25 protein-coding genes are annotated in these 25,970 nt (G+C 72.1%); 17 read left to right on the top strand and 8 right to left on the bottom strand.

What is annotated here, in order from left to right:
- Position 1: 1 nt before the first annotated feature.
- Positions 2 to 1,660 carry a protein kinase domain-containing protein gene (locus tag OG429_RS19995; protein WP_328926652.1) on the bottom strand — a complete coding sequence of 553 codons (1,659 nt, stop codon included), beginning with the start codon at positions 1,658 to 1,660 and terminating at the stop codon, positions 2 to 4.
- Positions 1,661 to 1,888: 228 nt separating this feature from the next.
- Here OG429_RS19995 and OG429_RS20000 point away from each other — a divergent pair, with 228 nt between their 5' ends.
- Positions 1,889 to 3,475 carry a protein kinase domain-containing protein gene (locus OG429_RS20000; protein ID WP_328926653.1) on the top strand — a complete coding sequence of 529 codons (1,587 nt, stop codon included), beginning with the start codon at positions 1,889 to 1,891 and terminating at the stop codon, positions 3,473 to 3,475.
- Positions 3,476 to 3,698: 223 nt separating this feature from the next.
- On the opposite strand, the gene OG429_RS20005 is transcribed toward OG429_RS20000, so the two are convergent.
- Positions 3,699 to 4,361: a response regulator transcription factor gene (locus OG429_RS20005; RefSeq protein WP_328926654.1), complete on the bottom strand. Its 663-nt coding sequence runs from the start codon at positions 4,359 to 4,361 to the stop codon at positions 3,699 to 3,701.
- A 326-nt stretch (positions 4,362 to 4,687) separates the two neighbouring features.
- Here OG429_RS20005 and pdhA point away from each other — a divergent pair, with 326 nt between their 5' ends.
- From pdhA to OG429_RS20035, 6 genes are all read left to right on the top strand, one after another.
- A complete protein-coding gene (gene pdhA / locus OG429_RS20010; RefSeq protein WP_328926655.1) occupies positions 4,688 to 5,896 on the top strand; it encodes a pyruvate dehydrogenase (acetyl-transferring) E1 component subunit alpha in 1,209 nt (402 codons plus the stop codon).
- Positions 5,896 to 6,876, top strand: a complete 981-nt coding sequence (locus OG429_RS20015) for an alpha-ketoacid dehydrogenase subunit beta (RefSeq protein ID WP_328926656.1) — start codon at positions 5,896 to 5,898, stop codon at positions 6,874 to 6,876. The genes pdhA and OG429_RS20015 overlap by 1 nt, the downstream gene beginning before the upstream one ends.
- Positions 6,877 to 6,888: 12 nt before the next feature.
- On the top strand, positions 6,889 to 8,289 hold the full coding sequence (locus tag OG429_RS20020; RefSeq protein WP_328926657.1) for a dihydrolipoamide acetyltransferase family protein: 1,401 nt from the start codon (positions 6,889 to 6,891) through the stop codon (positions 8,287 to 8,289).
- 113 nt (positions 8,290 to 8,402) lie between these two features.
- Positions 8,403 to 9,341: a GNAT family N-acetyltransferase gene (locus OG429_RS20025; RefSeq protein ID WP_328926658.1), complete on the top strand. Its 939-nt coding sequence runs from the start codon at positions 8,403 to 8,405 to the stop codon at positions 9,339 to 9,341.
- A gap of 34 nt (positions 9,342 to 9,375) precedes the next feature.
- Positions 9,376 to 10,143 (top strand): hypothetical protein, encoded by a 768-nt coding sequence (locus OG429_RS20030; protein WP_328926659.1) that lies wholly within the window; start codon positions 9,376 to 9,378, stop codon positions 10,141 to 10,143.
- A 47-nt stretch (positions 10,144 to 10,190) separates the two neighbouring features.
- Positions 10,191 to 10,727 carry a YcxB family protein gene (locus OG429_RS20035; protein WP_328926660.1) on the top strand — a complete coding sequence of 179 codons (537 nt, stop codon included), beginning with the start codon at positions 10,191 to 10,193 and terminating at the stop codon, positions 10,725 to 10,727.
- Between the two features lie 10 nt (positions 10,728 to 10,737).
- Here OG429_RS20035 and OG429_RS20040 read toward each other — a convergent pair whose 3' ends face one another.
- The 3 genes from OG429_RS20040 to OG429_RS20050 all read right to left on the bottom strand — a co-directional run bounded on the left by OG429_RS20040 (position 10,738) and on the right by OG429_RS20050 (position 12,964).
- A complete protein-coding gene (locus tag OG429_RS20040) occupies positions 10,738 to 11,157 on the bottom strand; it encodes a PPOX class F420-dependent oxidoreductase (protein ID WP_328926661.1) in 420 nt (139 codons plus the stop codon).
- A gap of 65 nt (positions 11,158 to 11,222) precedes the next feature.
- Positions 11,223 to 12,449 (bottom strand): DUF1266 domain-containing protein, encoded by a 1,227-nt coding sequence (locus tag OG429_RS20045; protein ID WP_328926662.1) that lies wholly within the window; start codon positions 12,447 to 12,449, stop codon positions 11,223 to 11,225.
- Between the two features lie 44 nt (positions 12,450 to 12,493).
- A complete protein-coding gene (locus OG429_RS20050) occupies positions 12,494 to 12,964 on the bottom strand; it encodes an Lrp/AsnC family transcriptional regulator (RefSeq protein WP_328926663.1) in 471 nt (156 codons plus the stop codon).
- A gap of 94 nt (positions 12,965 to 13,058) precedes the next feature.
- On the opposite strand from OG429_RS20050, the gene OG429_RS20055 reads away from it, so the two are divergent.
- Both OG429_RS20055 and OG429_RS20060 read left to right on the top strand, forming a co-directional pair.
- Positions 13,059 to 13,922, top strand: coding sequence for an LLM class flavin-dependent oxidoreductase (locus tag OG429_RS20055; RefSeq protein ID WP_328926664.1), 864 nt, complete (start codon positions 13,059 to 13,061; stop codon positions 13,920 to 13,922).
- Positions 13,919 to 14,347, top strand: coding sequence for a nucleoside deaminase (locus OG429_RS20060; RefSeq protein ID WP_328926665.1), 429 nt, complete (start codon positions 13,919 to 13,921; stop codon positions 14,345 to 14,347). The genes OG429_RS20055 and OG429_RS20060 overlap by 4 nt, the downstream gene beginning before the upstream one ends.
- A gap of 4 nt (positions 14,348 to 14,351) precedes the next feature.
- Here OG429_RS20060 and OG429_RS20065 read toward each other — a convergent pair whose 3' ends face one another.
- Positions 14,352 to 15,323 carry a GntR family transcriptional regulator gene (locus OG429_RS20065; RefSeq protein ID WP_328926666.1) on the bottom strand — a complete coding sequence of 324 codons (972 nt, stop codon included), beginning with the start codon at positions 15,321 to 15,323 and terminating at the stop codon, positions 14,352 to 14,354.
- Between the two features lie 166 nt (positions 15,324 to 15,489).
- On the opposite strand from OG429_RS20065, the gene OG429_RS20070 reads away from it, so the two are divergent.
- From OG429_RS20070 to OG429_RS20080, 3 genes are all read left to right on the top strand, one after another.
- Positions 15,490 to 16,599, top strand: coding sequence for an FAD-dependent monooxygenase (locus tag OG429_RS20070; protein ID WP_328926667.1), 1,110 nt, complete (start codon positions 15,490 to 15,492; stop codon positions 16,597 to 16,599).
- Between the two features lie 135 nt (positions 16,600 to 16,734).
- A complete protein-coding gene (locus tag OG429_RS20075) occupies positions 16,735 to 18,654 on the top strand; it encodes a C1 family peptidase (RefSeq protein WP_328926668.1) in 1,920 nt (639 codons plus the stop codon).
- Positions 18,655 to 18,674: 20 nt separating this feature from the next.
- Positions 18,675 to 18,986 carry a protease inhibitor I42 family protein gene (locus OG429_RS20080; protein ID WP_328926669.1) on the top strand — a complete coding sequence of 104 codons (312 nt, stop codon included), beginning with the start codon at positions 18,675 to 18,677 and terminating at the stop codon, positions 18,984 to 18,986.
- On the opposite strand, the gene OG429_RS20085 is transcribed toward OG429_RS20080, so the two are convergent.
- Entirely contained in the window at positions 18,970 to 20,163 is a 1,194-nt protein-coding gene (locus OG429_RS20085; RefSeq protein WP_328926670.1) for a DUF418 domain-containing protein, read from the bottom strand. The genes OG429_RS20080 and OG429_RS20085 overlap by 17 nt on opposite strands.
- 164 nt (positions 20,164 to 20,327) lie before the next feature.
- Between OG429_RS20085 and OG429_RS20090 the strand changes: the two genes are divergently transcribed.
- Genes OG429_RS20090 through OG429_RS20100 form a run of 3 tightly spaced genes read left to right on the top strand, consistent with a single transcriptional unit; the run spans position 20,328 to position 23,370 of the window.
- Positions 20,328 to 20,975, top strand: coding sequence for a GntR family transcriptional regulator (locus OG429_RS20090; protein ID WP_328926671.1), 648 nt, complete (start codon positions 20,328 to 20,330; stop codon positions 20,973 to 20,975).
- A complete protein-coding gene (locus OG429_RS20095; protein WP_328926672.1) occupies positions 20,972 to 22,342 on the top strand; it encodes an MFS transporter in 1,371 nt (456 codons plus the stop codon). Before OG429_RS20090 ends, OG429_RS20095 begins: the two co-directional genes overlap by 4 nt.
- A gap of 47 nt (positions 22,343 to 22,389) precedes the next feature.
- The gene (locus OG429_RS20100) at positions 22,390 to 23,370 is read left to right on the top strand and encodes a helix-turn-helix domain-containing protein (protein ID WP_328926673.1); all 981 of its coding nucleotides are present in this window, start codon (positions 22,390 to 22,392) and stop codon (positions 23,368 to 23,370) included.
- 12 nt (positions 23,371 to 23,382) lie between these two features.
- On the opposite strand, the gene OG429_RS20105 is transcribed toward OG429_RS20100, so the two are convergent.
- A complete protein-coding gene (locus tag OG429_RS20105) occupies positions 23,383 to 24,207 on the bottom strand; it encodes a maleylpyruvate isomerase family mycothiol-dependent enzyme (RefSeq protein WP_328926674.1) in 825 nt (274 codons plus the stop codon).
- 156 nt (positions 24,208 to 24,363) lie between these two features.
- Here OG429_RS20105 and OG429_RS20110 point away from each other — a divergent pair, with 156 nt between their 5' ends.
- Positions 24,364 to 25,143 carry a carbon-nitrogen family hydrolase gene (locus OG429_RS20110; RefSeq protein ID WP_328926675.1) on the top strand — a complete coding sequence of 260 codons (780 nt, stop codon included), beginning with the start codon at positions 24,364 to 24,366 and terminating at the stop codon, positions 25,141 to 25,143.
- Between the two features lie 44 nt (positions 25,144 to 25,187).
- Positions 25,188 to 25,508 carry a hypothetical protein gene (locus tag OG429_RS20115; RefSeq protein ID WP_328926676.1) on the top strand — a complete coding sequence of 107 codons (321 nt, stop codon included), beginning with the start codon at positions 25,188 to 25,190 and terminating at the stop codon, positions 25,506 to 25,508.
- The last annotated feature ends 462 nt before the right edge of the window (positions 25,509 to 25,970 follow it).

The raw sequence follows: 25,970 nt of genomic DNA on the forward strand, positions 1-25,970 counted from the left end.
GCTACTCCGGATTGCCGGTGGACACGGTCAGCGTGTACTCCGTGCCCTCCTTGTTGATCGGGTCGTCGGGGCGCGGGTTCTGCTCCAGCACCATGTCCTTGCCGTACACGGCCTCGTCCTTCTCGACGATCGTGTACTTGCCGCCCGAGGCCTGGATGCACTCCTTCACGGAGAGCAGGTTCTTGTAGCGCAGGTCCGGCGCCTGGTACTTCCCCGCGTCCTTGTAGTGCTTCGTCGGCTCCTTGCACTTCTTCGGGTCGATCGTGCGCGAGGGGTCCGGCCCCTTGAACCCGGCCTTGGCCGAGCCGGACGGCGCCGCCGAGCCGCCCGCGGTCGCCGCGTTGTCCTTCTTGTCGTCGTTGCCGTTCAGCGAGATCGCGGCGATCAGGCCGCCGACGGCCAGCAGGGCCACCACGATCGCGCCCACGATCACCGGCATGTTCCGCTTGTCGCCCCCGGCCCCGCCGGCGGCCGTGCTCGCCGTGGTCGCCGGCGAGATCGTGTACGGCGGCGGGGTCGGCGGCGCGTACTGCTGGTGCGGCGGGGGAGTGTGCGGGTAGGCGTAGCCGCCCTGCGGCTGCGGGGCGGGCGTCGGCGCGTACGGGGACGGCGCCTGGGTGTGCGGCTGCGGCTGGTACGGCTGCTGCACGGACGGCGCCGTCTGGAACCCGGAGTCCACCGGCGGGAACACGGCCGAGGCCACGCCCGCGCCGCTGCCGCCCGTGGGGGCGCCCTGGACGATGACCGGGGCCCCGGTCTGCCCGGAGCCCAGCACGCGCGCGACCTCGTCGCCCATGGCCGCGGCCGTGGGGAAGCGCTCGTTCGGGTTCTTCTTCAGGGCCCGCGCCACCAGCGCGTCCATCGCCGGGGTCACCGAGCGGTTGATGGAGGACGGCGCGACCGGCTCCTCCTGCACGTGCGCGTACGCGATGGCCAGCGGCGAGTCGGCGTCGAACGGGATCCGCCCGGTCAGCAGCTGGAACAGCATGATGCCGACCGAGTACAGGTCGGACCGGGCGTCGACCCCGCGCCCCAGCGCCTGCTCCGGCGACAGGTACTGCGGGGTGCCGACGACCATGCCGGTCTGCGTCATCGAGGTGACGCCGGACTGCATGGCGCGCGCGATGCCGAAGTCCATCACCTTGACCACGCCGCGCTTGTTCACCATGACGTTGCCGGGCTTGATGTCGCGGTGGACCAGGCCCATCTCGTGGCTGGTCTCCAGCGCGGCCAGCACATCGGCCGTCACCTTCAGCGCCTTCTCCGCCGGCATGGCCCCGTACTGGCGGATGTCCGCGTTGAGCACCGAGCCGAGCGGCTGGCCCTCCACGTACTCCATGACGATGTACGGCATCACCGCGCCGTCACCCGCGCCCGTGCCGAACGTCACCTCGCCTTCACCGGTATCGAATACCGAGACGATGTTCGTGTGCGACAGTTTGGCTACAGCCTGGGCCTCGCGGCGGAAACGCTCCCGGAAGGACTGCTCGCGGCCGAGGTCGCTGTGCAACGTCTTGATGGCGACCTGCCGGTCGAGCGCCGAGTCGTAGGCCAGATACACGGAGGCCATGCCGCCCGCACCCAGCAAGTCCCTTAGCTGGTAACGGCCACCGGCCAGAGAGCCGCCCGCGTACTGGCCCTGAGTGCCGTCCTGGCTCATGACTGTTGCTTCCCCTCGGGATGTGTCCCTACGCGTCTGGCTGAGCGCATGTCGGGCCCAGTCTGCCGGAGGGCAAGCACACGTCAAGCCAGGTACCCGTTCCGTGACCACACGCGTACACGGAGCCTTGTCCGAACGGTGACCGGTTCCGAGGCTGTAGCGTTCATCGGAGCATCAAAGAAGAGGACACCGCTGAGCGGCGGCCGAGAGAGACGACGGCGAGGACTGATGGCACCCGAACCCGAGGGAAACGGCGCCGGGATGGCCGATGGTCCTGAGCACTGGGGCGCCGGCGGCCTGGTGGGGGACGGCCGTTACCGGCTGACCCACAGGCTGGGCCGCGGCGGCATGGCCGAGGTGTTCGCCGCCGAGGACGTGCGCCTCGGCCGCACCGTCGCGGTGAAGCTGCTGCGCGCCGACCTGGCCGAGGACCCGGTGTCCAAGGCCCGGTTCACGCGCGAGGCGCAGTCCGTGGCCGGGCTCAACCACCACGCCGTCGTCGCCGTGTACGACTCGGGCGAGGACCGGGTCGGCCCGAACACCGTCCCGTACATCGTGATGGAGCTGGTCGAGGGCCGCACCATCCGCGACCTGCTGATCAGCGCCGAGGCCCCGGGCCCCGAGCAGGCGCTCATCATCACGTCGGGTGTGCTCGAAGCGCTCGCGTACTCGCACCAGCACGGCATCGTGCACCGTGACATCAAGCCGGCGAACGTCATCATCACCGAGACCGGCGCGGTGAAGGTGATGGACTTCGGCATCGCCCGCGCCCTGCACGGCGCCCAGTCGACGATGACCCAGACCGGCATGGTCATGGGCACCCCGCAGTACCTGTCGCCCGAGCAGGCCCTCGGCAAGGCCGTGGACCACCGCTCCGACCTGTACGCGACCGGCTGCCTGCTGTACGAACTGCTCGCGCTGCGGCCGCCGTTCACCGGTGAGACCCCGCTCTCGGTGGTCTACCAGCACGTCCAGGACTCGCCCGTGCCGCCCTCGCAGCTGCCGGAGGGTCAGCACCTTCCGCAGGAACTCGACGGCCTGGTCATGCGATCGCTGGCCAAGGACCCGGACGACCGGTTCCAGAGCGCCGAGGAGATGCGCGGGCTGGTCCAGTACGCGCTCCAGATGCTGCACGACCAGGGGCCCAACACGGGCACCTGGAACACCGGTCCGGTCGCCATGGCCCTGCCGCACGGGCGGGGCGGGGCGGCGGCCACCACGGCCATGCCCGTGAGCGGCGCCGGCGGGCAGCAGAACTACTCCTCGAACGCCTCGACCTCGCAGTTCCAGCGCGCGATGGTGCCGCCGCTGAACCCCGACGACGGCTCGGCATTCCCCGGCGGGGGCGGCAACGGCCAGGGCAGCCACGGCCACGGCGGCTACGACGGATACGAGGACCGCGGCACCGGCCGCTGGAAGATGTGGTTGTTCGCGGTGCTCGCGATCATCGCGGTCGCCGGCGGTGTGGCCTACGCGGTCAAGACCGTGGGCGGCGGCAAGAGCGACCAGAAGAGCCCGCCGAGTAACGTCCAGACCTCCACCGGCGGTCAGCCGAGCGCCTCCGGTACCCCGTCGACGGCGTCGTCCCAGGCGAGCCCCGACGACAGCCCGACGTGGAACACCTCGCCCACGTCGAGCCGTACCCGGTCCCAGACCTTCAGTTCGCCGCCCTCGCCCACGGTTTCGACCTCGCCCACGGCTTCGGCCTCGTCGTCGAAGTCGGCCACGTCCTCCCCGACGCCGACGGTGTCGAAGTCGGTCACGAACTCGCCGTCGAAGCCCGTGGAGACGGGCGGCGTCACTTCCGAAGAATGACCTGGTCAGAGTGCCTGCTGGTATTCACGGCCGGGATTGTCGGCAAGAGAGTGCACGGTGACGAACTGAGGTTCGATACATACGTGGACCGGGTGGAAGTCCGCTCCGTCCACGAATTGCGGATCGGGACCGAATAGTTCCGGTTCGGTTTCCAGTTCGGCGGGGGCCGGAACCGGCGCGCATTCTCAAGCCGGCCCGGCCGTACGGCACCCGGCGCAGCCGCCTAGCGGCTCTTCTCCGCCTGCAGGCGGGCCACGTACGCGGCGGCCTGCGAGCGGCGCTCCATGCCCAGCTTGGAGAGCAGGCTGGAGACGTAGTTCTTGATCGTCTTCTCGGCCAGGTGCAGCCGTTCGCCGATGGCGCGGTTGGTCAGGCCCTCGCCGATCAGGTCGAGGATCTTCCGCTCCTGATCGGTGAGGTTGGACAGGCGGTCGTCGTTCTTGCCGTTCTTGCCGTCGCGCAGCCGCTCCAGCACCCGCGCGGTGGCCACCGGGTCGAGCAGCGATTTTCCGGCCGCGACGTCACGTACGGCGCTGAGCAGCTCGTTCCCGCGGATCGCCTTGAGCACGTAGCCGGAGGCGCCGGCCATGATCGCGTCGAACAGTGCCTCGTCGTCGGCGAACGACGTCAGCATCAGGCATTTGACGTCCTCGTTGTGGGAGCGGACCTCGCGGCACACCTCCACACCGCTGCCGTCGGGCAGGCGCACGTCGAGGACGGCCACGTCGGGACGGGTGGCGGGGATGCGGACCATGGCGTCGGCGGCGGTACCGGCCTCGCCCACGATCTCGATGTCCTGTTCGACCGACAAGAGCTCGTGGACGCCCCGACGTACCACTTCGTGGTCGTCCAGGAGGAATACCTTGATTTTTCCGTCTTCGCGCACGAAGTCAGTTTCACACACTCACCCCTTCCCTGCCGGAGTTACCCGGGATAACGTGCCGTTGTTCCCGGCCCCTGCAAGGCTGTGACCAGTGGTTGTTCCCGCGGCCGCGGATTTACTTGGAAATCCAAGCAAAAACGCAGGTCAAACGGGGTTTCGCAGTTATGCGGCGCACTGGGTAACGTGCATTGCGCAGGGCACTCGCCGGGGCACCTGTCACGCCTGAATCCCGAACGCGTTGCGCACCCACCCCGTGCGCTCGTTACGGATACAGGTGAGCCGCACTGGACCCCGGAGAACCCGGGTGCCGGACCGACGGAGGAGCACACGTGACCGTGGAGAGCACTGCCGCGCGCAAGCCGCGACGCAGCAGCGGCACCAAGCGGGCGGCAGGCGCGGCAAGCGCCGCCAAGCCCGCCGCTGCCACCGCGCAGACGCATGACGCCGTACCTCAGCTCGTACAGCTGCTGACGCCCGAAGGGGACCGGGTAGAGAACGCGGACAACGCGGAATTCGCCCCCTTCGTCGCGGACATCACGACCGAGGACCTGCGCGGGCTGTACCGCGACATGGTCATGACCCGCCGCTTCGACGGTGAGGCGACCGCGCTGCAGCGCCAGGGAGAGCTGGGCCTGTGGGCCTCGCTCCTCGGCCAGGAGGCAGCGCAGATCGGCTCCGGCCGGGCGCTGAACGACGAGGACTACGTCTTCCCGACCTACCGCGAGCACGGTGTGGCCTGGTGCCGCGGGGTCGACCCGACGAACCTGCTCGGGATGTTCCGCGGTGTGAACCACGGTGGCTGGGACCCGAACACCAACAACTTCCACCTCTACACGATCGTGATCGGCTCGCAGACGCTGCACGCGACCGGTTACGCGATGGGTGTGGCCAAGGACGGCGCCGACTCGGCCGTCATCGCCTACTTCGGCGACGGCGCGTCCAGCCAGGGCGACGTGATGGAGGCCTTCAACTTCTCCGCCGTCTACAACTCCCCCGTGGTGTTCTTCTGCCAGAACAACCAGTGGGCGATCTCCGAGCCGACCGAGCGCCAGATGCGCGTCCCGCTCTACCAGCGCGCGCAGGGCTTCGGCTTCCCCGGCGTCCGCGTCGACGGCAACGACGTGCTGGCCTGCCTGGCCGTGACCCGCTGGGCCCTGGACCGGGCGCGCCGCGGCGAGGGCCCGACGCTGGTCGAGGCGTTCACGTACCGGATGGGCGCGCACACCACCTCCGACGACCCGACCAAGTACCGGCGGGACGAGGAGACGGCGGCCTGGGAGGCGAAGGACCCGATCCTGCGCCTGAAGGCCCACCTGCTGGCCACCGGCGGCGCCGACGAGGCCTTCTTCGCCGAGTTGGAGACCGAGAGCGAGGCCATGGGCAAGCGCGTCCGCGAGGCCGTGCGCTCCATGCCCGACCCGGACACCATGGCGATCTTCGAGAACGTCTACGCGGACGGGCACGCGCTCGTCGACGAGGAGCGCGCGCAGTTCGCCGCCTACCTCGCGTCCTTCGAGTCGGCCGAGGAGGGTCACTGATGGCTGTCGAGAAGATGTCGATCGCGAAGGCGCTCAACGAGTCGCTTCGCAAGGCCCTGGAGCAGGACCCGAAGGTCCTGATCATGGGCGAGGACGTCGGCAAGCTGGGCGGTGTCTTCCGGATCACCGACGGCCTGCAGAAGGACTTCGGCGAGGAGCGGGTCATCGACACCCCGCTCGCCGAGTCGGGCATCGTCGGCACCGCCATCGGCCTGGCCCTGCGCGGGTACCGGCCGGTCGTGGAGATCCAGTTCGACGGCTTCGTCTTCCCCGCGTACGACCAGATCGTCACGCAGCTCGCGAAGATGCACGCGCGCGCCCTGGGCAAGATCAAGATGCCGGTCGTCATCCGCATCCCGTACGCGGGCGGCATCGGCGCGGTCGAGCACCACAGCGAGTCCCCCGAGGCGCTCTTCGCGCACGTCCCGGGCCTCAAGGTGGTCTCCCCGTCGAACGCGAGCGACGCGTACTGGATGCTCCAGCAGGCGATCCTCAGCGACGACCCGGTGATCTTCTTCGAGCCGAAGCGCCGCTACTGGGACAAGGGCGAGGTGGACGTCGAGGCCATCCCCTACCAGCTGCACAAGGCGCGCGTGGCGCGCGAGGGCTCCGACATCACCCTGGCCGCCTACGGTCCGATGGTGAAGGTCTGCCTGGAGGCGGCGGCCGCGGCGGCCGAGGAGGGCAAGTCGGTGGAGGTCGTCGACATGCGGTCGATGTCCCCGGTCGACTTCGACGGGATCCAGGCCTCGGTGGAGAAGACCCGCAGGCTCGTGGTCGTCCACGAGGCGCCGACCTTCCTCGGTATGGGCTCGGAGATCGCCGCTCGCATCACGGAGCGGTGCTTCTACCACCTGGAGGCGCCGGTCCTGCGCGTGGGCGGTTTCCACGCCCCGTACCCGCCGGCCCGCCTGGAGGACGAGTACCTGCCGGGCCTGGACAGGGTGCTCGACGCCGTCGACCGCTCGCTGGCGTACTGAGGAGCCACGTTCATGACCATCCGCGAATTCAAGATGCCCGACGTGGGCGAGGGCCTCACCGAGGCCGAGATCCTCAAGTGGTACGTCCAGCCGGGTGACACGGTCACCGACGGCCAGGTCGTGTGCGAGGTCGAGACGGCCAAGGCCGCCGTGGAGCTGCCGATCCCGTTCGACGGCGTCGTGCACGCGCTCCTCTTCGAGGAGGGCACCACGGTCGACGTCGGCCAGGTGATCATCTCGGTGCAGACGGAGGGCGGCGCCGCTGCCGAGGCCCCGGTCCAGGAGGCGGCCCCGGCCGTCGCCGCCGAGGAGCCGGCCGCGCCCGAGGCGCGCCAGCCCGTCCTGGTGGGCTACGGCGTCTCCACCGCGTCCACCAAGCGCCGGCCGCGCAAGGCTCCGGTGCCCGCCGTGGCCGCGCAGAACGGCACGGCGGCCCCCGCGGCTCCGGCCGCCCCGGTGCTCCCCGCCGTCCCGGCCCAGCCGGCCGGCGAGCGGCCCCTGGCCAAGCCGCCCGTGCGCAAGCTGGCCAAGGACCTCGGCATCGACCTTGCCGTCGTGGTGCCCACCGGCGACGGCGGGGTCGTGACCCGGGAGGACGTCCACGCGGCGGCCGCCGCGGCGCTCACCCCGCAGGCCGCGCCGGCGCCCGCTGCCGCCTCCGTACCTGCTCCGGCCCAGGCCCCCGCCGCGGCCGAGGTGCCGGTGCGGGAGGCCCGTGAGACCCGTATCCCGGTCAAGGGTGTCCGCAAGGTCACCGCCCAGGCCATGGTCGGCTCCGCCTTCACCGCGCCGCACGTCACCGAGTTCATCACCTTCGACGTGACCCGCACGATGAAGCTGGTCCAGGAGCTCAAGGCCGACCCGGACCTCGCGGGGCTGCGCATCAACCCGCTGCTGCTCATCGCCAAGGCCGTCCTGGTGGCCATCCGCCGCAACCCGGACGTCAACGCGTCCTGGGACGAGGCGGCCCAGGAGATCGTGCTCAAGCACTACGTCAACCTGGGCATCGCGGCGGCCACCCCCCGCGGGCTGATCGTCCCGAACATCAAGGACGCCCACGCCAAGACGCTCGGCGAGCTGTCGACGTCCCTGTCCGAGCTGGTCGCCACGGCCCGCGACGGCAAGACGTCCCCGGCGGACATGCAGAACGGCACCATCACCATCACCAACGTGGGCGTCTTCGGCGTCGACACCGGTACGCCGATCCTGAACCCGGGCGAGTCCGCGATCCTCGCGGTCGGCGCGATCAAGCTCCAGCCGTGGGTCCACAAGGGCAAGGTCAAGCCGCGCCACGTCACCACCCTGGCGCTGTCGTTCGACCACCGTCTCATCGACGGCGAACTCGGCTCCCGCTTCCTGGCCGACATCGCGGCGGTCCTGGAACACCCCCGCCGCCTGATCACCTGGTCGTAGCGGCACGCACGACGCCCCACCCGATGGCCGGTCTCCCCCGCGGAGGCCGGCCATCGGCCGTGGGCCGCCGAAAATCCCTGTCCGGCGAGGACGCTTGATGTGATCATCACCGGATGTTCTTCCGCGCTGCCACCGCAGACCCCGCTGACCTGGACCGCGCCGTCGCCTACCCGGCCGACGGCCCCGTCCCCGCCCTGACCGCCGAGAAGATCCGCGAGGAGCTCGCCGCCGGACAGTTCCGCCCCGAGTGGATCTGGTTCGCCGAGGACGAGGACGGTGAGGTCCTGGCCCGCGCCCTGTGGTGGGGCCGCGCCGACAGCGAGCGGCCCATCGCCCTCGACTGCCTCCAGGTGCGGGCCTGCGTCACCGACCCGGCCGCCGTCGCCGCCGGGCTCCTGGCCGCGGGGCACGCCGCCTTCGGCGGGCTCCCGCTCTACAACCTCTCGCTCCCCCGGGGATGGCGGACCGATCCGGCCCTGGCCGAGGCCGTCGCCTGGCGCCGGGAGGCAGCGTACAAGGCCGGGCTGACCAGCACGATCGAGCGCCTGCGCTACGAGTGGACCCCAGCTGCCGGGACGGCCGGGCCGACCGGGCGGCTGGTCTTCCGCGAGGGCACGGACGAGGAGTTCCTGGACGCCTTCGCCCGCCTGTCCAGCGGCAGCCTCGACGAGCACACCCGGACCGAACTGGCCTCCATGGACGCCGGGCAGCTGGCCCGTGAGGACTTCGCCTACTACCTCGACTGCCCCGGCGAGCGCTCGTGGTGGCGCCTCGCCGAGCTCCCGGACGGCACCCTGGCCGGCATGGCGATCCCCTCGGCGACGCCGTACCACCGCAACGTGGGGTACCTGGGCGTCGTACCGCAGCAGCGCGGACAGGGCCTGATCGACGAGATCCTGGCCGAGATCACCCGCTTCCACGCGGCCGAGGGCGCCGACCGCATCACCGCGACCACCGACACCGGCAACGTCCCGATGGCGGCCGCCTTTGACCGCGCCGGCTACGAGGTGACGGAGATCCGCCTCGTCCTGGAGGCGCCGTCCGCCGCGTGACGGGGTAGCGTCCCGGCCGGGGAAGGGGGGGGCCGTGGTGCCCATTGCCGCATTGCAGGTGTACTCCGTCGAGGAGGCCGACGTCACGGGCGGGGTGTGTGTCGTCCGGTGCGTCGGCGGGGTGGCGCGCGCCGGGCAGGTCTACGCGGTCGGGGAGCTGCGGCTGTGGCTGCGCCGGATCGAGCGGTACGGGCGGCCCGTCGCCTCCTTCGACGCCGGGCACACGGCGAGGGTCCGCCTCACGGGCCCGGTGGTCGCGCTGCTCGGCCGGGGCCAGGTACTGACCTCGGTGCCGCCCGACGGACACTCGCTGGCGGAGCTGGAGGTCTGGCTGGCCACCGGACCGCCGCTGGGCGACGAGCCCCGTCCGCGGACCCTGCGCATCCTGGCCGTGGGGCGGATGCAGGACGACCGGGTGCCCGACGGGATCCGGCTGCGCTGGGGGCGGGTGGCGCTGGCCGCGACCCACCGCTGCGCGCAGGACGAGGGCGGGAGCGACCTGGCCCGCGGGGCCGAGCTGGCCGCCGTACGCGGTTACCTGATCGGGGAGTTCGGCCCGGAGCGCGGCGGGGACCCGGCGGCCCTGTGCCGGGAGCTGCTGGACCTGATCGACCTGACCCCCGAGGCGGCGGTGGCGCAGGCCCGCGTCTGGCGCGACCTCCCGCACGCGCGCATCCTGCACCTGCGCCGCATCAAGAACCTGATCGCCCGGATGGCCCTTGTACGCCCCCACCTCCCGGACGCGGGACCCCTCGCGGAGGCGGTCGACGCGTGGTCGGCGGTCCAGCCCCGCCTTCCCTGACCGGAAGCCTGTTGTACCGGGCTGACCTGCGGCTATGCTCCGCTGTCATGAACATGGGTGGGGGCCGCGTGCAGCAGTCGACCGGGCAGGTCACCTTCGTCTACGAGCCGACGCGGGCCGACTACGCCAAGGCCGTGCGGCGCTTCACGTTCGGGACCTGGCCGGGGCTGCGGGGCCAGGTCTTCCTCGCGCTCTTCACCCTGGCGCTCTCGTGGACGCTGCCGACCCTCAAGGGGTTCTCGCCCACCGCGACGGCCTTCGTGATGGCCTGCGCCGTGGTCGCCGTGCTGGTGACGCTCCCCCGGGTCCTGGCCCGCGTCGCGCGGGAGCAGTACGCGGACGTGGAGGAGTACGGGGCCTGCCGGACGGTCGTCCGCGAGGACGGGCTGACCACCACGGGCGGCGAACTGTCCAGCGCCATCGAATGGCGCGTGTTCCCCTGGTACTTCGAGACGGACGAGTTCTTCGCGATCAAGACCAAGAACACCCGCGGCGTCTTCGTGCTCCCCAAGCGCGGCGCGCAGGATCCGGCCGACGTGGACCGGCTGCGGGCCCTCCTCGACCGGAACCTGCGCCGGATCTGACAGCCGCGCCCTAGCCTGCGGCCTTGGCGGCGTTGCCGAGGACCTTGGTCGGGGTGATGCGCAGGACGACGCGGACCTCCTCGGCCGGAAGGTCCTGGTACTCCTTGCCGGCGCCCGGGCCGAGGTACTCCTCGGCGATCCGGGTGGCGACGGCCCGGCCGGCGTCCTCGGTGACCGTGGCCGTGCCGCGGATCTCGGCGTAGAGGAAGGGATTGGCCAGGTCGAAGACGGTCAGTCCGACCCGCCCGTCCCGGACGATGTTGCGCTCCTTGCGGCGGCCCTGCTCGGTGGAGATCAGCAGATCGCCGCCCTCGCGGGACACCCAGACGACGGAACTCTGCGGGCTCCCATCGGGGTTGATCGTGGACAGCACCGCGGGGTGCGGGGAGTCCAGCAGCGTACGCACGGTGTCGTTCAGCTCGACAGTCATGTGGGGAAGGCTAGTTGCCCCTGTCCGGGCGGCGCCGGGAATGCGCCGGGCCGGACACGTCTTCGTCACGTCCAGGCGATGTTGAGCCACGGGCTGCCGGGATCGGTCGTCAGCGCCCGGTGCGTGGCGACCATCTCCTCGTACCAGTGCCCGAACTCCTCCTCGTCGAAGTGCAGGCAGCGCCCGAGGACGAAGCCGACGGACAGGTCCTCCCACGAGCGGTACGCGAGCTTGCAGACCCTTCCGGCCCGCACGACGGCGTCCTCGGTCTCGGCGAGGCTGCCGAAGCGGGCGCCGAGGCCCCAGCGGGCCATCTGCGAGGCCCGGCCGTAGTCCCAGGCCTCGACGGACCGGACGTACTTGCCTTCCGCGAGCAGCCCGTCGGCGCGGAAGCGCTGCTCGTAGCGGGCGATGCGGCCGATGACCCGCTGTATGCCAGCGATCTCGCCCTCGACCTCGGCGGCCGGGCGCGGCTCGGCCATGGTGACGCCGTCGGGGGTGATCCGGGGCTCGGCGGCCCGTTCGGCGTTCGCCCGGAGGATGGAGGCGGTGGCGTGCCGCCAGTGCTCGATGTCCACGGGCCCCGCGAACTCCTTCGCCAGGGCACGGCGGACGCGGAGGGCGAACTCCCATACGGAGCTGACCATGTCGGCGGTCAGGAGCTGTTCGGTGCTGCTCAGCCACTCCTCGCGGGTGGTGATGCCCCACCATTCCTTGAGCTTGCGGCGCTCGTCGCTGTAGCCGCCGCCGTGGTAACCGATGGCGTTCCAGAACATCCCGTTGTTCACGGACAGGTGCGCGCCGCAGGCTAGCCCGAAGGCCACCGGCCCGTGCAGCGGGCCGCCGAGGTGCAGGGCGTGGACCTTGTGCCGCTCCAGGCCGGTGGCGCGGGGTCTGCGGTCGCGGTGGAAGGCCCAGGTGGCGCGGTGGGCCGGGGTGGCGGGGAGGAACACCTCGAAGGGGGTGCCGGGGTTGACGGCCAGGAACGCGGGGCCGCCGGAGGCGGGGAAGGCGTCGACGAACCAGCCGAGGGACTCGCGCTCGAAGACCAGGTCGGGGGTCGGGACGGGAAGCATGCCGGCCGTGAAGGCGACGTAGGCGTCGGCGCCGACCTGCGGGAAGTAGGAGCGCTCGCGGCGGATCATGTCGGGATGCGCGTCCTGATAGGCGCGGGACTGGGGGATGAAGAGCTCGGTGAGCGCGAGGGCGTCGAAGAAGGCGGCCCAGTCGCCGCGCTCCTTGGCCTCTGCAAGTTCTCGTTCGATCGCGCTCGGAGCGGTCCAGTTCCCCATGCGGAAACCCTAGCCGGAGCCGTCGCTCGCCAGTTCGGCCCGGGTCACGGACACCGCGCGGGCGGCCTTCGCCGGAGCCCGGTGAACGGGAGCGGCCGGCTGAGGACGAGGTTGGTGGTCGTGCTCCCGAACTGGGCGAGCTCGTCGACGATTTCCTCCAGGTGGGCCATCGAGGTGGTCGCCACCTTGAGGACGTAGCAGTCGTCCCCGGTGGTGCGCAGGCACTCCAGGATCTCCACGCGCTCCTCCAGCAGGCGGCGCAACGGCTCGTGCCGGGTGCCCGGCCCCGGGTACTTCAGCCGGACCACCGCGAGTACGCCGTGCCCGGTCCGCTCCAGGTCCACCTCCGCCCGGTACCCGGTGATCACCTCGGCCGCCTCCAGTCGCCGTACCCGCTCCTTCGTCGCCGACGCGCTCAGGTTCACCCGCCGTGCCAGTTCCGTGAACGCGATCCGGCCCTCCCGTTGGAGTTCTGCCAGGATCGCCCAGTCCGTCGCATCGAGACTCTCGGTCATCCGGCCAGATTACCGGCGAATCCACGGGTGAACCGGTCCTGAACAGGCGGGAGTTACTTCTGCAGGCCCCTGCCGCCTGGCTAGGCTCGGGGTTGTGAAGATCGGAGTCAACGTCCTCAATTTCGGCCCCGGCACCGACCCGGGAGTCCTGCGGAGCTGGGCCCAGACCGTGGAGGGCCTGGGCTTCGACCTGCTGATGGTGTCGGACCACGTCGCCATCACGCCCGATGTCGCCGAGCGCTATCCGGCACCCTTCTACGAGCCCTTCACCACCTTGTCCTGGCTGGCCGGCCTCACCACCCGGGTCCGGCTCGGCACGACGGTCCTGATCACTCCCTACCGGCACCCGCTGCTCACCGCCCGGATGGCGGCCAACGTGGACGAGCTGAGCGGCGGCCGGCTGGTCCTCGGCGTGGGGGTCGGCTGGGCGCGGCAGGAGTTCGCCGCCCTCGGCATCCCCTTCGAGCAGCGCGGGCGGCTGACCGACGGGCACCTGCGGGACATCCGGGCGGCCTGGGCGGACACCGCCTCCTACGGCGACCGGAGGATTCCGGTGTGGGTCGGCGGAAACAGCGACGCGGGGCTGCGCCGGGCCGTGCGGCTCGGGGACGCGTGGCATCCGCTGCGCTGCACCGTGCCGTGGCTGCGCGAAGCCGTGGTCAGGCTGCAGGCGCACGCCGACGAGCAGCACCTCCCCGTGCCCGCGCTGGCCCCCCGGATCGCCCTCGAACTCACCGCGGCGCCGGTCGACGGACCGCAGCGGCTCGCCGGTCAGGGCACGATCGACCAGGTCATGGACGACCTCGGCCAGCTGCGGCGCCTCGGCGCCGAGGCCGTCGTCCTCGACCCGTACCGCGGCGACCCCCGCGAGACGTGCCACCCGCAGGCTGCCTGGCAGGCACTGGCCACGGTGGCCGCGCACCTCTTCCCGCCCCGCACCGGAACGGAGCAGTCATGACCACACCCGACGACCACGCCCTCCTCCGGCGGGCCATCGCGCTCGCGGCCGAGGCGCTCGCGGGCGGCAACCCGCCGTTCGGATCACTGCTGGCGGGACCGGACGGGACGGTGCTGGCGGAGGAGCGCAACACGACCCTCACCGACAGGGACATCACCGCGCACCCCGAGCTGAAGCTGGCGAGGTGGGCCGCGCGGGAGCTGGACCCTGACACGGCGGCGGGAACCACGATGTACACCAGCTGCCGGCCGTGCGGGATGTGCGAGCCGGTCATCCGGCAGGCCGGACTGCGGCGGGTGGTGTTCGCCCTGTCCGACGAGCAGCTCCTGGACATCAGGCCGGGCAGCGGCCGGCCGCCCGTGCCGCAGGAGGGGCCGGCGCTGTTCGACGAGGTGCGGGCCGTGGTCGAGGGGTACTACCGCTGAGCGCCTACCGTCCTTCGACGACGGGGGTCAGGCCGTCGAGGAGGGCTCGCAGGCCGCGTTCGAAGAGCGCGTCCAGCCGCAGGTCGTAGCCGTCCTCGAAGGCGCCGACGACCTTGGCGAAGGTCGGGAAGCGGCCGGATTCCATCAGGTCCCGCAGGGCGGGGGCCCGGCTGTCCATCCACTGGTCCTCCGACTGGCCCGTGGCGGCCTCGGCGTGCGCCTCCATCTCCAGGTGCACCGCCAGGCCCTGGACCTGGCTGTAGAGCAGGACGTGGATGTCGAACAGCGTGGTCGGGTCGAGTCCGTGGCCGTCGAGGGCGCCGAGCACCCATTCGCCGTGGACGATCAGATTGGGTACGAGCAACGGGCGGGTGAGGGAGCTGAGCTGGGCCAGCCACGGGTGCCTGCGGTACAGCTTCCACAGGGTCCGGGCGCCCAGCTCGATGCGTGGACGCCACTCCTCGGGCGCGTCCGCGGGATAGGACTCTTCGCCGAACGCGGCGTCCGCCATGTGCAGGACGAGGTCTTCCTTGCTCGGGACGTACCGGTAGGTCGACATCGCCGCTACGCCGAGCCGGGCCGCGACGCCGCGCATGGAGAGCGCCGAGATCCCCTCGGCGTCGGCGATCTCGATGGCGGCCCGGACGATCCGGTCGAGGCTCAGCTCCTGCTCGGGGTCCGCGGCGGGTGACGGGCGCCTGCGGGTCGGCGTGACGGGCGCAGCGGTGGCGGCGGCGGTGGCGGCCCCGGCGACGACGGTGCCGATCCGGGGCCGGGCCTCGACGAGTCCCTCCAGGCGCAGGGTGGTCAGGGCCTTGGTGGCCGTGGCGAGTGCGACGCCCCATTCCGCGGCGATCTGCCGGGTCGAGGGGATCCGGTCCCCGGGGGCGAGTTCACCGTCCGCGATGCGTCTGCGGATGGCGGCGACGATGCGCAGGTAGGGCGGATCGCCCGGTGTGCCTGTGGTCTGCGTCACGTGCCGCCGCCTTCCTGTCCTGTACTAGTGCAGAGGGTAGCAGCGGCAACGTCGGAAGGAGAGGTGCCTGTCCTAGTGCAGGGCGTGTTTTGAGCAGTTGAAGGGGCTGCGCGTACGTCGTACGTTCAGAGCGCGTACACCGTACAAGCGGCTGAAGGAGCGTCCCATGCAGACCGTACTCATCTCCGGCGGCGGAATCGCCGGGCCCGTCCTCGCCCACTGGCTGCGCCGCCACGGCTTCGCGCCCACCGTCGTCGAACGCGCCCCGGGCCGGCGCCCCGGCGGCCAGGCCGTGGACATCCGCGGCGTCGCGCTCGACGTCGTGGAGCGCATGGGCCTGCTGGAACAGGTGCGGGGCCTGCGGACCCGGATGCGCGGCATGTCGGTCCTCGACCCCGACGGCCGTGAGATCGACCGCTCCACCGAGGCGACCTTCAGCAGCGGCCGGCTCGACAGCGAGGACGTCGAGGTGCTGCGCGAGGACCTGGTGGAGGTGGTGTACGAGCACACCCGCCCGCACGTCGAGTACCTCTTCGGCGACACCGTCACCGCGCTCGACGAGGACGGGAGCGGCGTGCGCGTCGACTTCGCGCACGCGGCGCCGCGCACCTTCGACCTCGTCGTCGGGGCCGACGGCCTCCACTCCACCGTGCGGCGCCTGGCCTTCGGGCCGGAGGAGGATTTCGTCCACCACCTGGGCAGCTACCTCTCGGTGTTCGGCGCGGACAACTTCCTCGCCCTGCAGGACTGGCAGATGTGGCTGCGGGCCGGTGACACGGGCTTCGGCATCATGCCCGTGCGCGACAACGCCGAGCTCAGGATCGCCTTCGGCTTCGAGTCCGAGCCCCTCGCCCCCGCCCTCCGCGACGGCGGCGCCCTGCGGCAGGTCGTCGTGGACAAGCTCGCCTCCATGCGGTGGGAAGGGGCCCGCCTCGCCGAGGCCGCCCGGAAGGCGCCCGACTTCTACTGCGACGCGATGGCGCAGATCCGCATGGACCACTGGTCGCGGGGCCGGGTGGCCCTGCTCGGGGACGCCGGCTACTGCCCGTCCCCCCTCTCGGGGCAGGGCACCAGCCTGGCCCTCGTGGGCGCCCACGTGCTGGCCGACAGCCTCGCCCGGGCCGGCGGCGACCACCGCGCCGCGTACGCCCGGTACGAGCGCCGGATGCGCCCCTACGTCACCCTCAACCAGGCCCTGGCCACCGAGAATCCCGGCGGACCCGCCTCGGAGGAATCCGTCGCCCACGCCAAGAACGCGATGTCGCTGGACAGCTGACCCGGGCAGCGGGGCCGCCGTCCAACGAGCCCCCTTCGTGCCACCGCGCGACCGTACGGCCCCCCTTGACGCTCCCCGGTGGCAGCGGGAGGCTCCCCGGGCCGGGATCCGAACGGTTGCAGCTGGGGGGCCGCCATGCCGGAGGAATCTGTCCAGACCGTGGGAGAGCTGCGGGCACGGCTCGCGGAGCTCGGGGCCCGGTGGTCGGTCCTCGAGCACCTGGTCGACGAGGAGCCGGTGCCGCGCCCTTCGCTCGGCCTGGAGCCCGGCGCGAACCTGACTCCCGCCGAGGCGGTACGGACCGTCGACCTGCGGGCGCTCGTCGGCCGGGAGAGCGCCAACCCGCACCTGACCCGGCGCCGGGCCGCGCACGGGCTGCTTGCGGGAACGCGGTCGGCCGCGGGCCCCGCCGCCCGGCCCGCCGCCGTGGACTGGCGCAGCCGCTGGGGCCGGCCCTGGATCACCAGGGTCAAGGACCAGAACCCGTGCGGTTCCTGCTGGGCCTTCGGCGCGGCCGGCCTGGTGGAGTCCATGGCCCGCATCGAGCACGGGGTGTGGGCCACGCGCTCCGAGGGGGACGTGCACGACGGCCTGAAGTTCAGCTGCGGGCAGGGGAGCAACCCGGAGACCGCGCTGGACTGGATCAAGGACAACGGCGGGCTCGCCGACCCGGACTGCTGGCCGTACAGCACCCCGCCCGCCGGACTGCCCGCCGCCCGGCGCGACGCCTGGCGCGCCGAGTACACGCCCAGCTGGGACCGTTCGGGCCGGACCGTGCGGATCACCGACTACGTCCGCCTCGGCGACGTCGAGCAGCAGAAGGTCTGGCTGGACACGGTCGGCCCGCTGACCGCCTGCTTCGACGTGTACGACGACTTCTTCGCCCTGGGCTCCGGCGTCTACCACCGCACCAGCGACCGACTCGCGGGCGGCCACTGCGTGCTGATCGTCGGCTACGACGACGCGGCGGGCTGCTGGCTGTTCAAGAACTCCTGGGGGACGGGCTACCACGTCGGCGGCTACGGCCGGATCGCCTACGGCGAGGTCAACATCGACTACTGGGCCAAGTGCGGCCTGCGGGGCACCAACATCGACCCGTGGACCAAGCGCCGCCTGCACACCGGCAACGTCTACGAGAGCGGCAACGGCCGCGCCCACCGCAACTTCGAGCTCCTCGCCCGGGCCGGCGGCGGCCGCCTCCAGCACTGGTGGCGCGAGGGCGACGCCCCCTTCCCGTGGGGCCGCGCGGGCACCTTCGCGAACGACGCCTCGGGCCAGCCCGCCTTCACCGGGACCACCTACAACCGGAACATGGAGTCCCTGCACGTGACCACGGGCGGCCGGCTGCGCCACTGGTACTACGAGCAGTCCGCGGGTGTCTGGCGCGACGGCGGAGCCTTCGGTCCGGGCGACGCGGCCATCGGGTCGACCCCGGCGTTCATCCAGAGCGACTACGGCAAGCCGGGCAACTTCGAGGTGGTCGTGCGGACCGCGGACGGCCGCCTGAACCACTGGTGGCGGATCAACGGCGCCCCCTGGACCTGGAACGACGGCGGCCGCTTCGCCTCCGGCATCTCCCACTACGGGCCCGCCCTCGTCCAGACCCGCGGCCGCCGCCTCGACCTCGTCGCGACCCGCACCGACGGCCGGATGCAGCTGTGGTGGCGGGACGACGCGAACGCCTTCGTCTGGCGCGCCGGGGAGGTGTTCGGCGAAGGGGCCACCTGCGCGCCGTGCCTGGTCGAAGGGCAGTACGGAGCCGTCGACGAGGACACCGCCGGGAACTACGAGCTGTGCGTGGCCGTCGCCGACGGACGGGTCGAGCACTGGTGGCGCGGCAACGCGGCCGGCTCGGCCTGGAGCCGCAGCGCGGTCTTCGGGCACGACGTCGTCGCGGTCACCGGGATGCTCCAGGGCAGTTTCGGGTTCAACCTGGAAGTCGTGGTCCTGCGCACCGACCGCCTGCTCCAGCACTACTGGCGTGGGGGCACCTCCCGGACGGAGTCCGGGGGAGGGGCGGGCTGGCACGAAGGGCCGGTGATCGGCCCCGCCTGAGACGGCCCGGGAGGAACAGGGTGGAGGTACGGAGCGTCGTCCTCGGCCCCGGTGAGCCGTACGAGCTGCGGCTCACCGGCCGCGGGGCGCGCGGGTACGTGTGGACCTGGCAGGTCAGCGGGGACACGGAGGCAGTGGCCGTCTCGGCGGGGCCCGCGGTGTCCGACGAGAGCCTGCCCGGGGCGGCGGTGGAGCGCACGTACGTCGTCCGGGGCCGTGCTCCGGGCGGCGGCCGGGCCCGGATCCGCTTCGCCCAGGTCCGGCCGCCCTACCCGGACGAGGCCCCGTACGACGAGTTCGTGCTGGACGTGGAGGTCACCGCCGCGGACTGAGCGCCGCGTGCTGTACGTACTCCAGCGGGCCGCGGCCGAAGCGGCGCAGCCACAGCCACGACCCGGCCGTCAGGGTCAGCGCGACGGCCGCCCACAGACCCATCACCCACCAGGGCCCGGTCCCGGCGAGCCGGTCGGCCAGGCCCAGCCCGATCCCGTAGCAGAGCAGCATGCAGAGCAGGTTCTGGGCGACGTAGCAGGACAGGGCGGTGCGGCCGACGGAACCGAGGGCGGTGGTGACGGGCTTCGGGATCCACAGCCGGTCGAGGGCGACGCCGATCAGGCCGATGTAGCCGACGGCGACCAGGGGGGCGACCCCGTAGCGGCCCAGGGCGAAGAAGTCGTCGCCGCCGAGGGCGGTCGCCGCGTTCAGCGGCAGTCCGAGGCCGAGGCCCCAGATGGCCATCCGGGTCCGGATGCGGCGGCCCTCGGCGGTGGCGGTGAAGGCGCCCGCGCGGTGCAGGCGCACACCGAGGAGGAAGAGGAAGACCAGCAGGCCGAAGGAGAAGACGGGCTCGATGCGCAGCGCGGCGAAGTTCTCCAGGCGGAAGGCGATCTGGGCGCCGTAGCCGCCCTCGGCGTACAGCTCGACGGCGTCGGCGGACGGGGCCTTCGGCGTGTCCTGCGTCGCGCGCCCCGACTTCACCACGGCCGCCAGGGTCACCAGGGCGACCAGGGTCAGGTGCACCGCGGCGGCCGCCCCCATGGCGCGCCGGCGGACCTTCTCGGAGCGGGCCAGCAGCCAGGCGACGAGGAGGGCGGTGACGGCGTACCCCATCAGCACGTCCCAGGCGAAGACGAGGACGAAGTGGACGGTGCCCTCGACGAAGAGGAAGGCGGCGCGGCGCGGGTAGCGGCCCGGCCAGGGGTCGCCGCGGCGCGCGGCGGAGTCGTACTGGATGGCGAGGCCCACCCCGAACAGGACCGTCAGCAGGGCCAGGAACTTGCCGTCGGCGAGGAAGCGGAAGACGGACTCCGCGACGGTCGCGGCGGAGGGGTCGGCGAGCGGGTCCGGGGAGGCGAGCCCGCCCGTGAGGACGCCCCACTCCGAGCCGGGCGAGGCGAAGATCCATACGTTGGTCATGAGGGTGCCGAGGATGGCGGCGCCGCGCAGGACGTCGAGGAGGGGCAGCCGGGCGGTCGTCCGGTCCACCGGGGCGATGAGTGTGTCGGCCATTCCTTCAGCGTCGCGGGGCGCGCGGCGCCGTACGTCGTGCCCTTGGACGAAGTCGCGCTACATCCTTCGATGCAGTCCTCACCGCGGACTTGGACCGGGCTTCGCACGGTCTTGGATGCTGAGACGTGATACGGGTGTACCGATCACGTATCTATGCTGTGCCCATGCCAGCATCCGCACCCGCACCGGCCGCCGACCGCGTCTACCGGCACATCAAGCAGAGCGTGCTCGACCGCCGGTACGAAGGCGGCACGCTCCTCACCGAAGGCGAGGTCGCCGAGGCCGTGGGCGTCTCCCGCACGCCGGTGCGCGAGGCACTGCTGCGCCTGGAGACGGAGGGGCTGATCCGGCTCTACCCGAAGAAGGGCGCGCTGGTCCTGGCCGTGTCGGCGCAGGAGATCGCGGATGTCGTCGAGACCCGGCTGCTGGTCGAGGAGTTCACCGTACGCAGGGCCGTCCCGGCCCCGGCCGCGCTGCTCGGGCGGCTGGAGGAGCTGCTGCGGGCGCAGGAGCGGCACGCGGACAGCGGCGACCTCGCGGCGTTCGCGGCCTCGGACCGCTGCTTCCACGCCGAGATCGTCCGGCACGCCGGCAACGAGATCCTCTCCCGCCTGTACGACCAACTGCGCGACCGGCAGCTGCGGATGGGCGTCGCGGTGATGCACGCCCACCCGGACCGGGTCGCGCAGAGCCTCGTCGAGCACCGCGAGATCCTGACGGCGCTGCGCGCGGGCGACGCGGACCGGGCGGCGGCGTGCGTACGGGCGCACGTGGGCCGGGTCGGAAGCCTGATGCGCGGCGACGCCCGGTGAGCGCCCTCGATCCTCCCGGCGGCCGCAAGGCCCTCGCCGTCTGGGGCATCGGGGTCGCCGTCTACTTCGTGGCGGTGATCTTCCGGACCAGCCTGGGCGTCGCCGGACTCGACGCGGCCGACCGCTTCCACGTCAACGCCTCGGCGCTGGCGACCTTCTCGCTGCTCCAGCTGCTGGTGTACGCGGGGATGCAGATACCGGTGGGGCTGATGGTCGACCGGCTCGGCACCAAGAAGGTGCTGACCCTGGGCGCGGTGCTCTTCACCGTCGGCCAGCTCGGCTTCGCGCTCTCGCCCTCGTACGACATGGCACTGGCCGCGCGGGCCCTGCTCGGCTGCGGCGACGCCATGACCTTCATCTCGGTGCTGCGGCTCGGCACCCGGTGGTTCCCGGCCCGGCGCGGGCCGTTGATGGCGCAACTGGCCGGGCTGGTGGGCATGGCGGGCAACCTCGTCTCCACGCTGGTGCTGGCGCCCGTCCTGCACGGGGCGGGCTGGGTGGCCGCCTTCGCGGGGAGCGCGGTGGCGGGTCTGGTCGTCCTGGTCCCGCTGGTGCTGTTCCTGCGGGACCACCCGGAGGGCCACGGGCCGCCTCCCCCGACGCGCGCTGCGGGGGCTCCCGGAGGGTTCGTACGCCGCCAGATACGCGAATCGTGGAGCGAACCGGGCACCCGGCTCGGCCTGTGGGTGCACTTCACCACGCAGTTCCCGGCGATGGTGTTCCTGCTGCTCTGGGGAATGCCGTTCCTCGTCGAGGCGCAGGGGCTGTCGCGGACCACCGCGGGCGGGCTGCTGACGCTGGTGGTCGCCTCGAACATGGCGCTCGGCCTGGTCTACGGACAGGTCGTCGGCCGCCGGCAGTCCGCGCGGATACCGCTGGCCCTGGGCACGATCGGCCTGACGGCCCTGCTCTGGGCGTCGGTCCTGGTCTACCCGGGCGACCGGGCGCCGATGTGGCTGCTGGTCACCCTGTGCCTGGTACTGGGCTCCTGCGGCCCGGCGTCGATGATCGGCTTCGACTTCGCCCGGCCCGCCAACCCGGCGGAGCGCCAGGGCACCGCCTCCGGGATCACGAACATGGGCGGCTTCATCGCCTCGATGACCACCCTGCTGGCGGTGGGCGTCCTGCTCGACGCCACCGGGGACGATTACCGCCTGGCCTTCTCGACGGTGTTCGTCCTGGAGGCGTTCGGCATCGCGCAGATCCTGCGCCTGCGGGGCCCGGCCCTGGCGCGCGAACGCGAGCGGCGACCGGCCGCCCCGGTCACGGAACCGGTCACGGAGCCGGTCACCCGACCGGTTCCGGAACCGGTGCCGGGCGTCCCTGCGTGTCCCCTCCCGGAATCAGGGGGCCGCACGGCACGGTAGCGCCGTCCCGTCGGGGGAGCGGGCACCGTGGAGGAGGGATCCGGGGGATGTGGGCCAAGCTGTCCGCGGACATGGTCGCGCCGAAGGAGAGGTTCGACTGGTACAACGACGTGGTCGCCAGCTCGCTGGTGCCGGTCAGCCTCACGAGCGACCAGTCGGCGGACTTCCGGTGCGAGGCATCGGTGCTGGACCTGGGCGCGGCCCAGGTCTCCGCCCACACGTACGGGCAGCTGCGCTCGCGCCGCACCTCCGCGCTCATCCGGCGCTCGGACCCGGAGCAGTTCCAGCTCGGGCTGATGGTCCGCGGCGGTATGTGGATGTCCCAGCATGGCGGCGGCGACGCGCTGGTCGGGCCCGGCGACATGATCCTGTGGGACACCTCGAAGCAGTGGGAGGCCGCGACCCGGGCCGGGGACGCCACGATGGAAGCGGTCATCCTGCAGATGCCGAGGGACGCGCTGCCGCTGCGGGCGGGCCGCGTCGACGGGCTGTTCGGCCGCCGCATCGGCGGGGAGAGCGGCATGGGGGCCGTCCTCGCGCGGTTCATGTCCTCGCTCCGCCCGCACGGCGCCGAATGCGCGCCGCAGGAGCTGCGCGGGCTGGGATCGGTGGCGGTCGATCTGGCGGCAGCCGTCCTCGCCCAGCGCGTCGACGCCTACGGCGAACTCCCCGCCGAGGCCCGGGCCTGCGCCCTGCGCGAGCGGATCGACGCCTTCATCGAGCACAACCTGGGGGATCCGGCGCTCACCCCGGGCCTGATCGCCGCCGCCCACGGCATCTCCGTACGCGCCCTGCACCTGCTGTTCCGCGATCAGCCGCAGAGCGTCGCGGCGACCGTCCGCCACCGGCGTCTGGAGCGCTGCCGCAGCGATCTGGCCCGACCCGAGCTGGCCGCCCGGTCCGTCCGCGACATCGCCGCCCGCTGGTGCTTCTCCAGTGCTCCGGTCTTCGGCCGTTCCTTCCGCGAGGCGTACGGGACCAGCCCCGGCGCGTTCCGCCGGGAAGCCGCCCGGGCGCCCGGGCGGTGACGCGGGCGGCGGCTACGGGGTGACGGCGAAGTTGGCCAGGATGGCGCCCGCGAGCTCCGCGTCGCCCTCGACCTTCACCCGGTCCGCGACGGATTGCGCCCGGACCCGGCCCGCGGCGAGGCGGACGTACGTCTCCCAGTCCAGGGTCAGGGTCACCGCGGGGCCCAACGACGGCGACTTGTCCACCGTCCCCCGCCCCTCCGCGTCGACCCGGACCGTCCGCAGGAACTCGACCGGCCCGTGCACGTCGATCACCACGGCCGAGTTCGCCGGCGCGCCGGCCAGCTTCGCGACCACCTTGGGCAGCCCGGCCAGGAGGATGTCCCGCGCCACGAACGCCCCCGGGGAGTCCCAGTTCCCGGGCACGCCCAGCGCCGTCCGCAGGTCCTGCTCGTGGATCCACACGTCGAACGCCCGCAGCCGCAGGGCGAATTCCAGCGTCACCTGGTCACCCAGCGGCCCCCGCACCATCGTGGCCGGATCCCGCTTCTCGTTCCGCAGCTGCCGCGAGCGCCGGATGACCGTGTACTCGAGCTCCGAGGTCATCTCCGGCGCGGTGTGGTGGCGCCGTACGTCGACCTGCACCTCCATGTACCGGCTGAACTCGTCCACCACGTGCCGCAGGTCCCTGGCCACGGTGTGGATCGGCCGCGGGTCTCCGAGCTGCTCGCATTCGATGCCGATGATGTGCGACACGACGTCGCGGACCGACCAGCCCGGGCAGGGCGTCGCCCGGTTCCACTCGCCCTCCGTCAGCGGGAGGACCAACTCTGATATCGCCTCGATGGAGTGCGTCCACGCGTCGGCATAGGGCTGAAGGCTGGGATGGACGGTCAACGGGACCCCTCGCGGTGCTGTTCAGTGGCGCGTTCTGGAAGCTTGGGACATCAGACTCGGTTTCCAAAACTACGCTGCCGGTGAGCGCCCCGGCAGTGCTTTCGTGTGACGATCGTGGGCCCGAGTTGACAGCTTGAACGCCAGGACGGTGGTAATGTGCGCGCCTCGCTAATCCAAATCGCGGTGAATGAGGGCGAGTCGGTATCTTCCCGGCGTGCCCGAGCAGCCGATCTCGTACGGGAGCAGTCCGCCTCCGATCTCGTCGTCCTGCCCGAACTGTGGACGGTCGGGGCCTTCGCCTACGAGCAGTTCGAGACCGAGGCGGAACCGCTGGACGGACCGACCTTCGAGGCCATGTCGAAGGCGGCCGCCGACGCCGGGGTCTGGCTGCACGCGGGCTCGGTCGTGGAGCGCGCCGGCGACGGCTCCCTCTACAACACCACCCTCGTCCTCTCCCCGGAGGGCGAGCTGGCCGCCACCTACCGGAAGATCCACCGGTTCGGCTTCGACCAGGGCGAGGCCGTGCTCATGTCGGCGGGCGAGTCCCTGACCACGGTGGAGCTGCCTGAGCAGACCCTCGGCATCGCCACCTGCTACGACCTCCGCTTCCCCGAGCTGTTCCGCGGTCTGGTCGACGCCGGGGCCACCACCATGGTCGTCGCGGCCGGCTGGCCCGCGCGGCGCCGCGCGCACTGGACGCTGCTCAGCCGGGCGCGCGCGGTGGAGGACCAGTCGTACGTGCTGGCCTGCGGGCTGGCCGGCACCCACGCGGGCGTCGAACAGGCCGGACACAGCCTGGTGGTCGACCCGTGGGGAGAGGTCCTGGCGGAGGCGGGCCCCGGTGAGGACGTCCTCACGGTCGACCTCGACCCGGCCAAGGTCCGCGACACCCGCACCCAGTTTCCGGCCCTCAAGGACCGCCGCCTGGGCCTCTAGTACCGCCGCCCGGGCCTCTGGCGGGTACGACTACCCTCGCGGACATGACAACGGCAGCGGGCGCGGCGGAGGCCGATCAGGCGCGGACGCAGGTGCATCCCGTCCAGCGGGCGATCGCCAGCGCCGCGCTGCTGCTGGGCTGCCTCGCGACGGTCTGGAGCCTGGGCGTGGGCACCGCGGGCGCGTTCGTCGTCCCCCTCCTCGCCCTCACCGCCCCCGTCCTCGTGCGGAGCGGCGTCGGGTTCCGGCGTCTCTGCACCTGTCACGAATCGCGTGCAACCGTGCAAGCGGCCGCGTTCGGGGTACAACACGCCCTGCAACGCGCGGGTGCAACAGGCATCTGTTGCGGCCCTGACCTGCGATAACACCCCGCGTTCCCATCGTGAGCGCCGTGTTGCACCTCGCGTTGCACCCTCGGGTTCCAGCTGCTCACCCAGCCTCTGGCCGCGCGGCCCGGCGGGCATACGCGATCCATCGGGGGGCCGACTGGCGTAGGCCCCTCCTGAACAACCAGCCGCGGCTGTGCCCGACCGTGTCACGCTGATGGTCCGTGAGTGTGACACCTGCTGTCACGCTCCCTCGGGGGAGTGTCACGCCGCCTGGAATCCGTCCCTGTATGTCCGTTTCTCGGAACCTGGAGGAGTCTCCAGGCCCGGTTTCGCCGGCGGAGCGTGACACATAAAAGTTGATCTCCCGCGCGCCTACGAGCACCACGGAACGTAGTCGCGAAGGCGGTTTCGGTCGGAGTGGTCCCGGGCCCCGTGGCCCGGCGATCGCGCGCTGACCTGCTGTCCAGCTGGCCGGTGCACCCGCTGACGTAGCACGCC

Origin of the sequence: Streptomyces sp. NBC_00190 (genome assembly GCF_036203305.1) — a bacterium.
GTDB lineage: Bacteria > Actinomycetota > Actinomycetes > Streptomycetales > Streptomycetaceae > Streptomyces.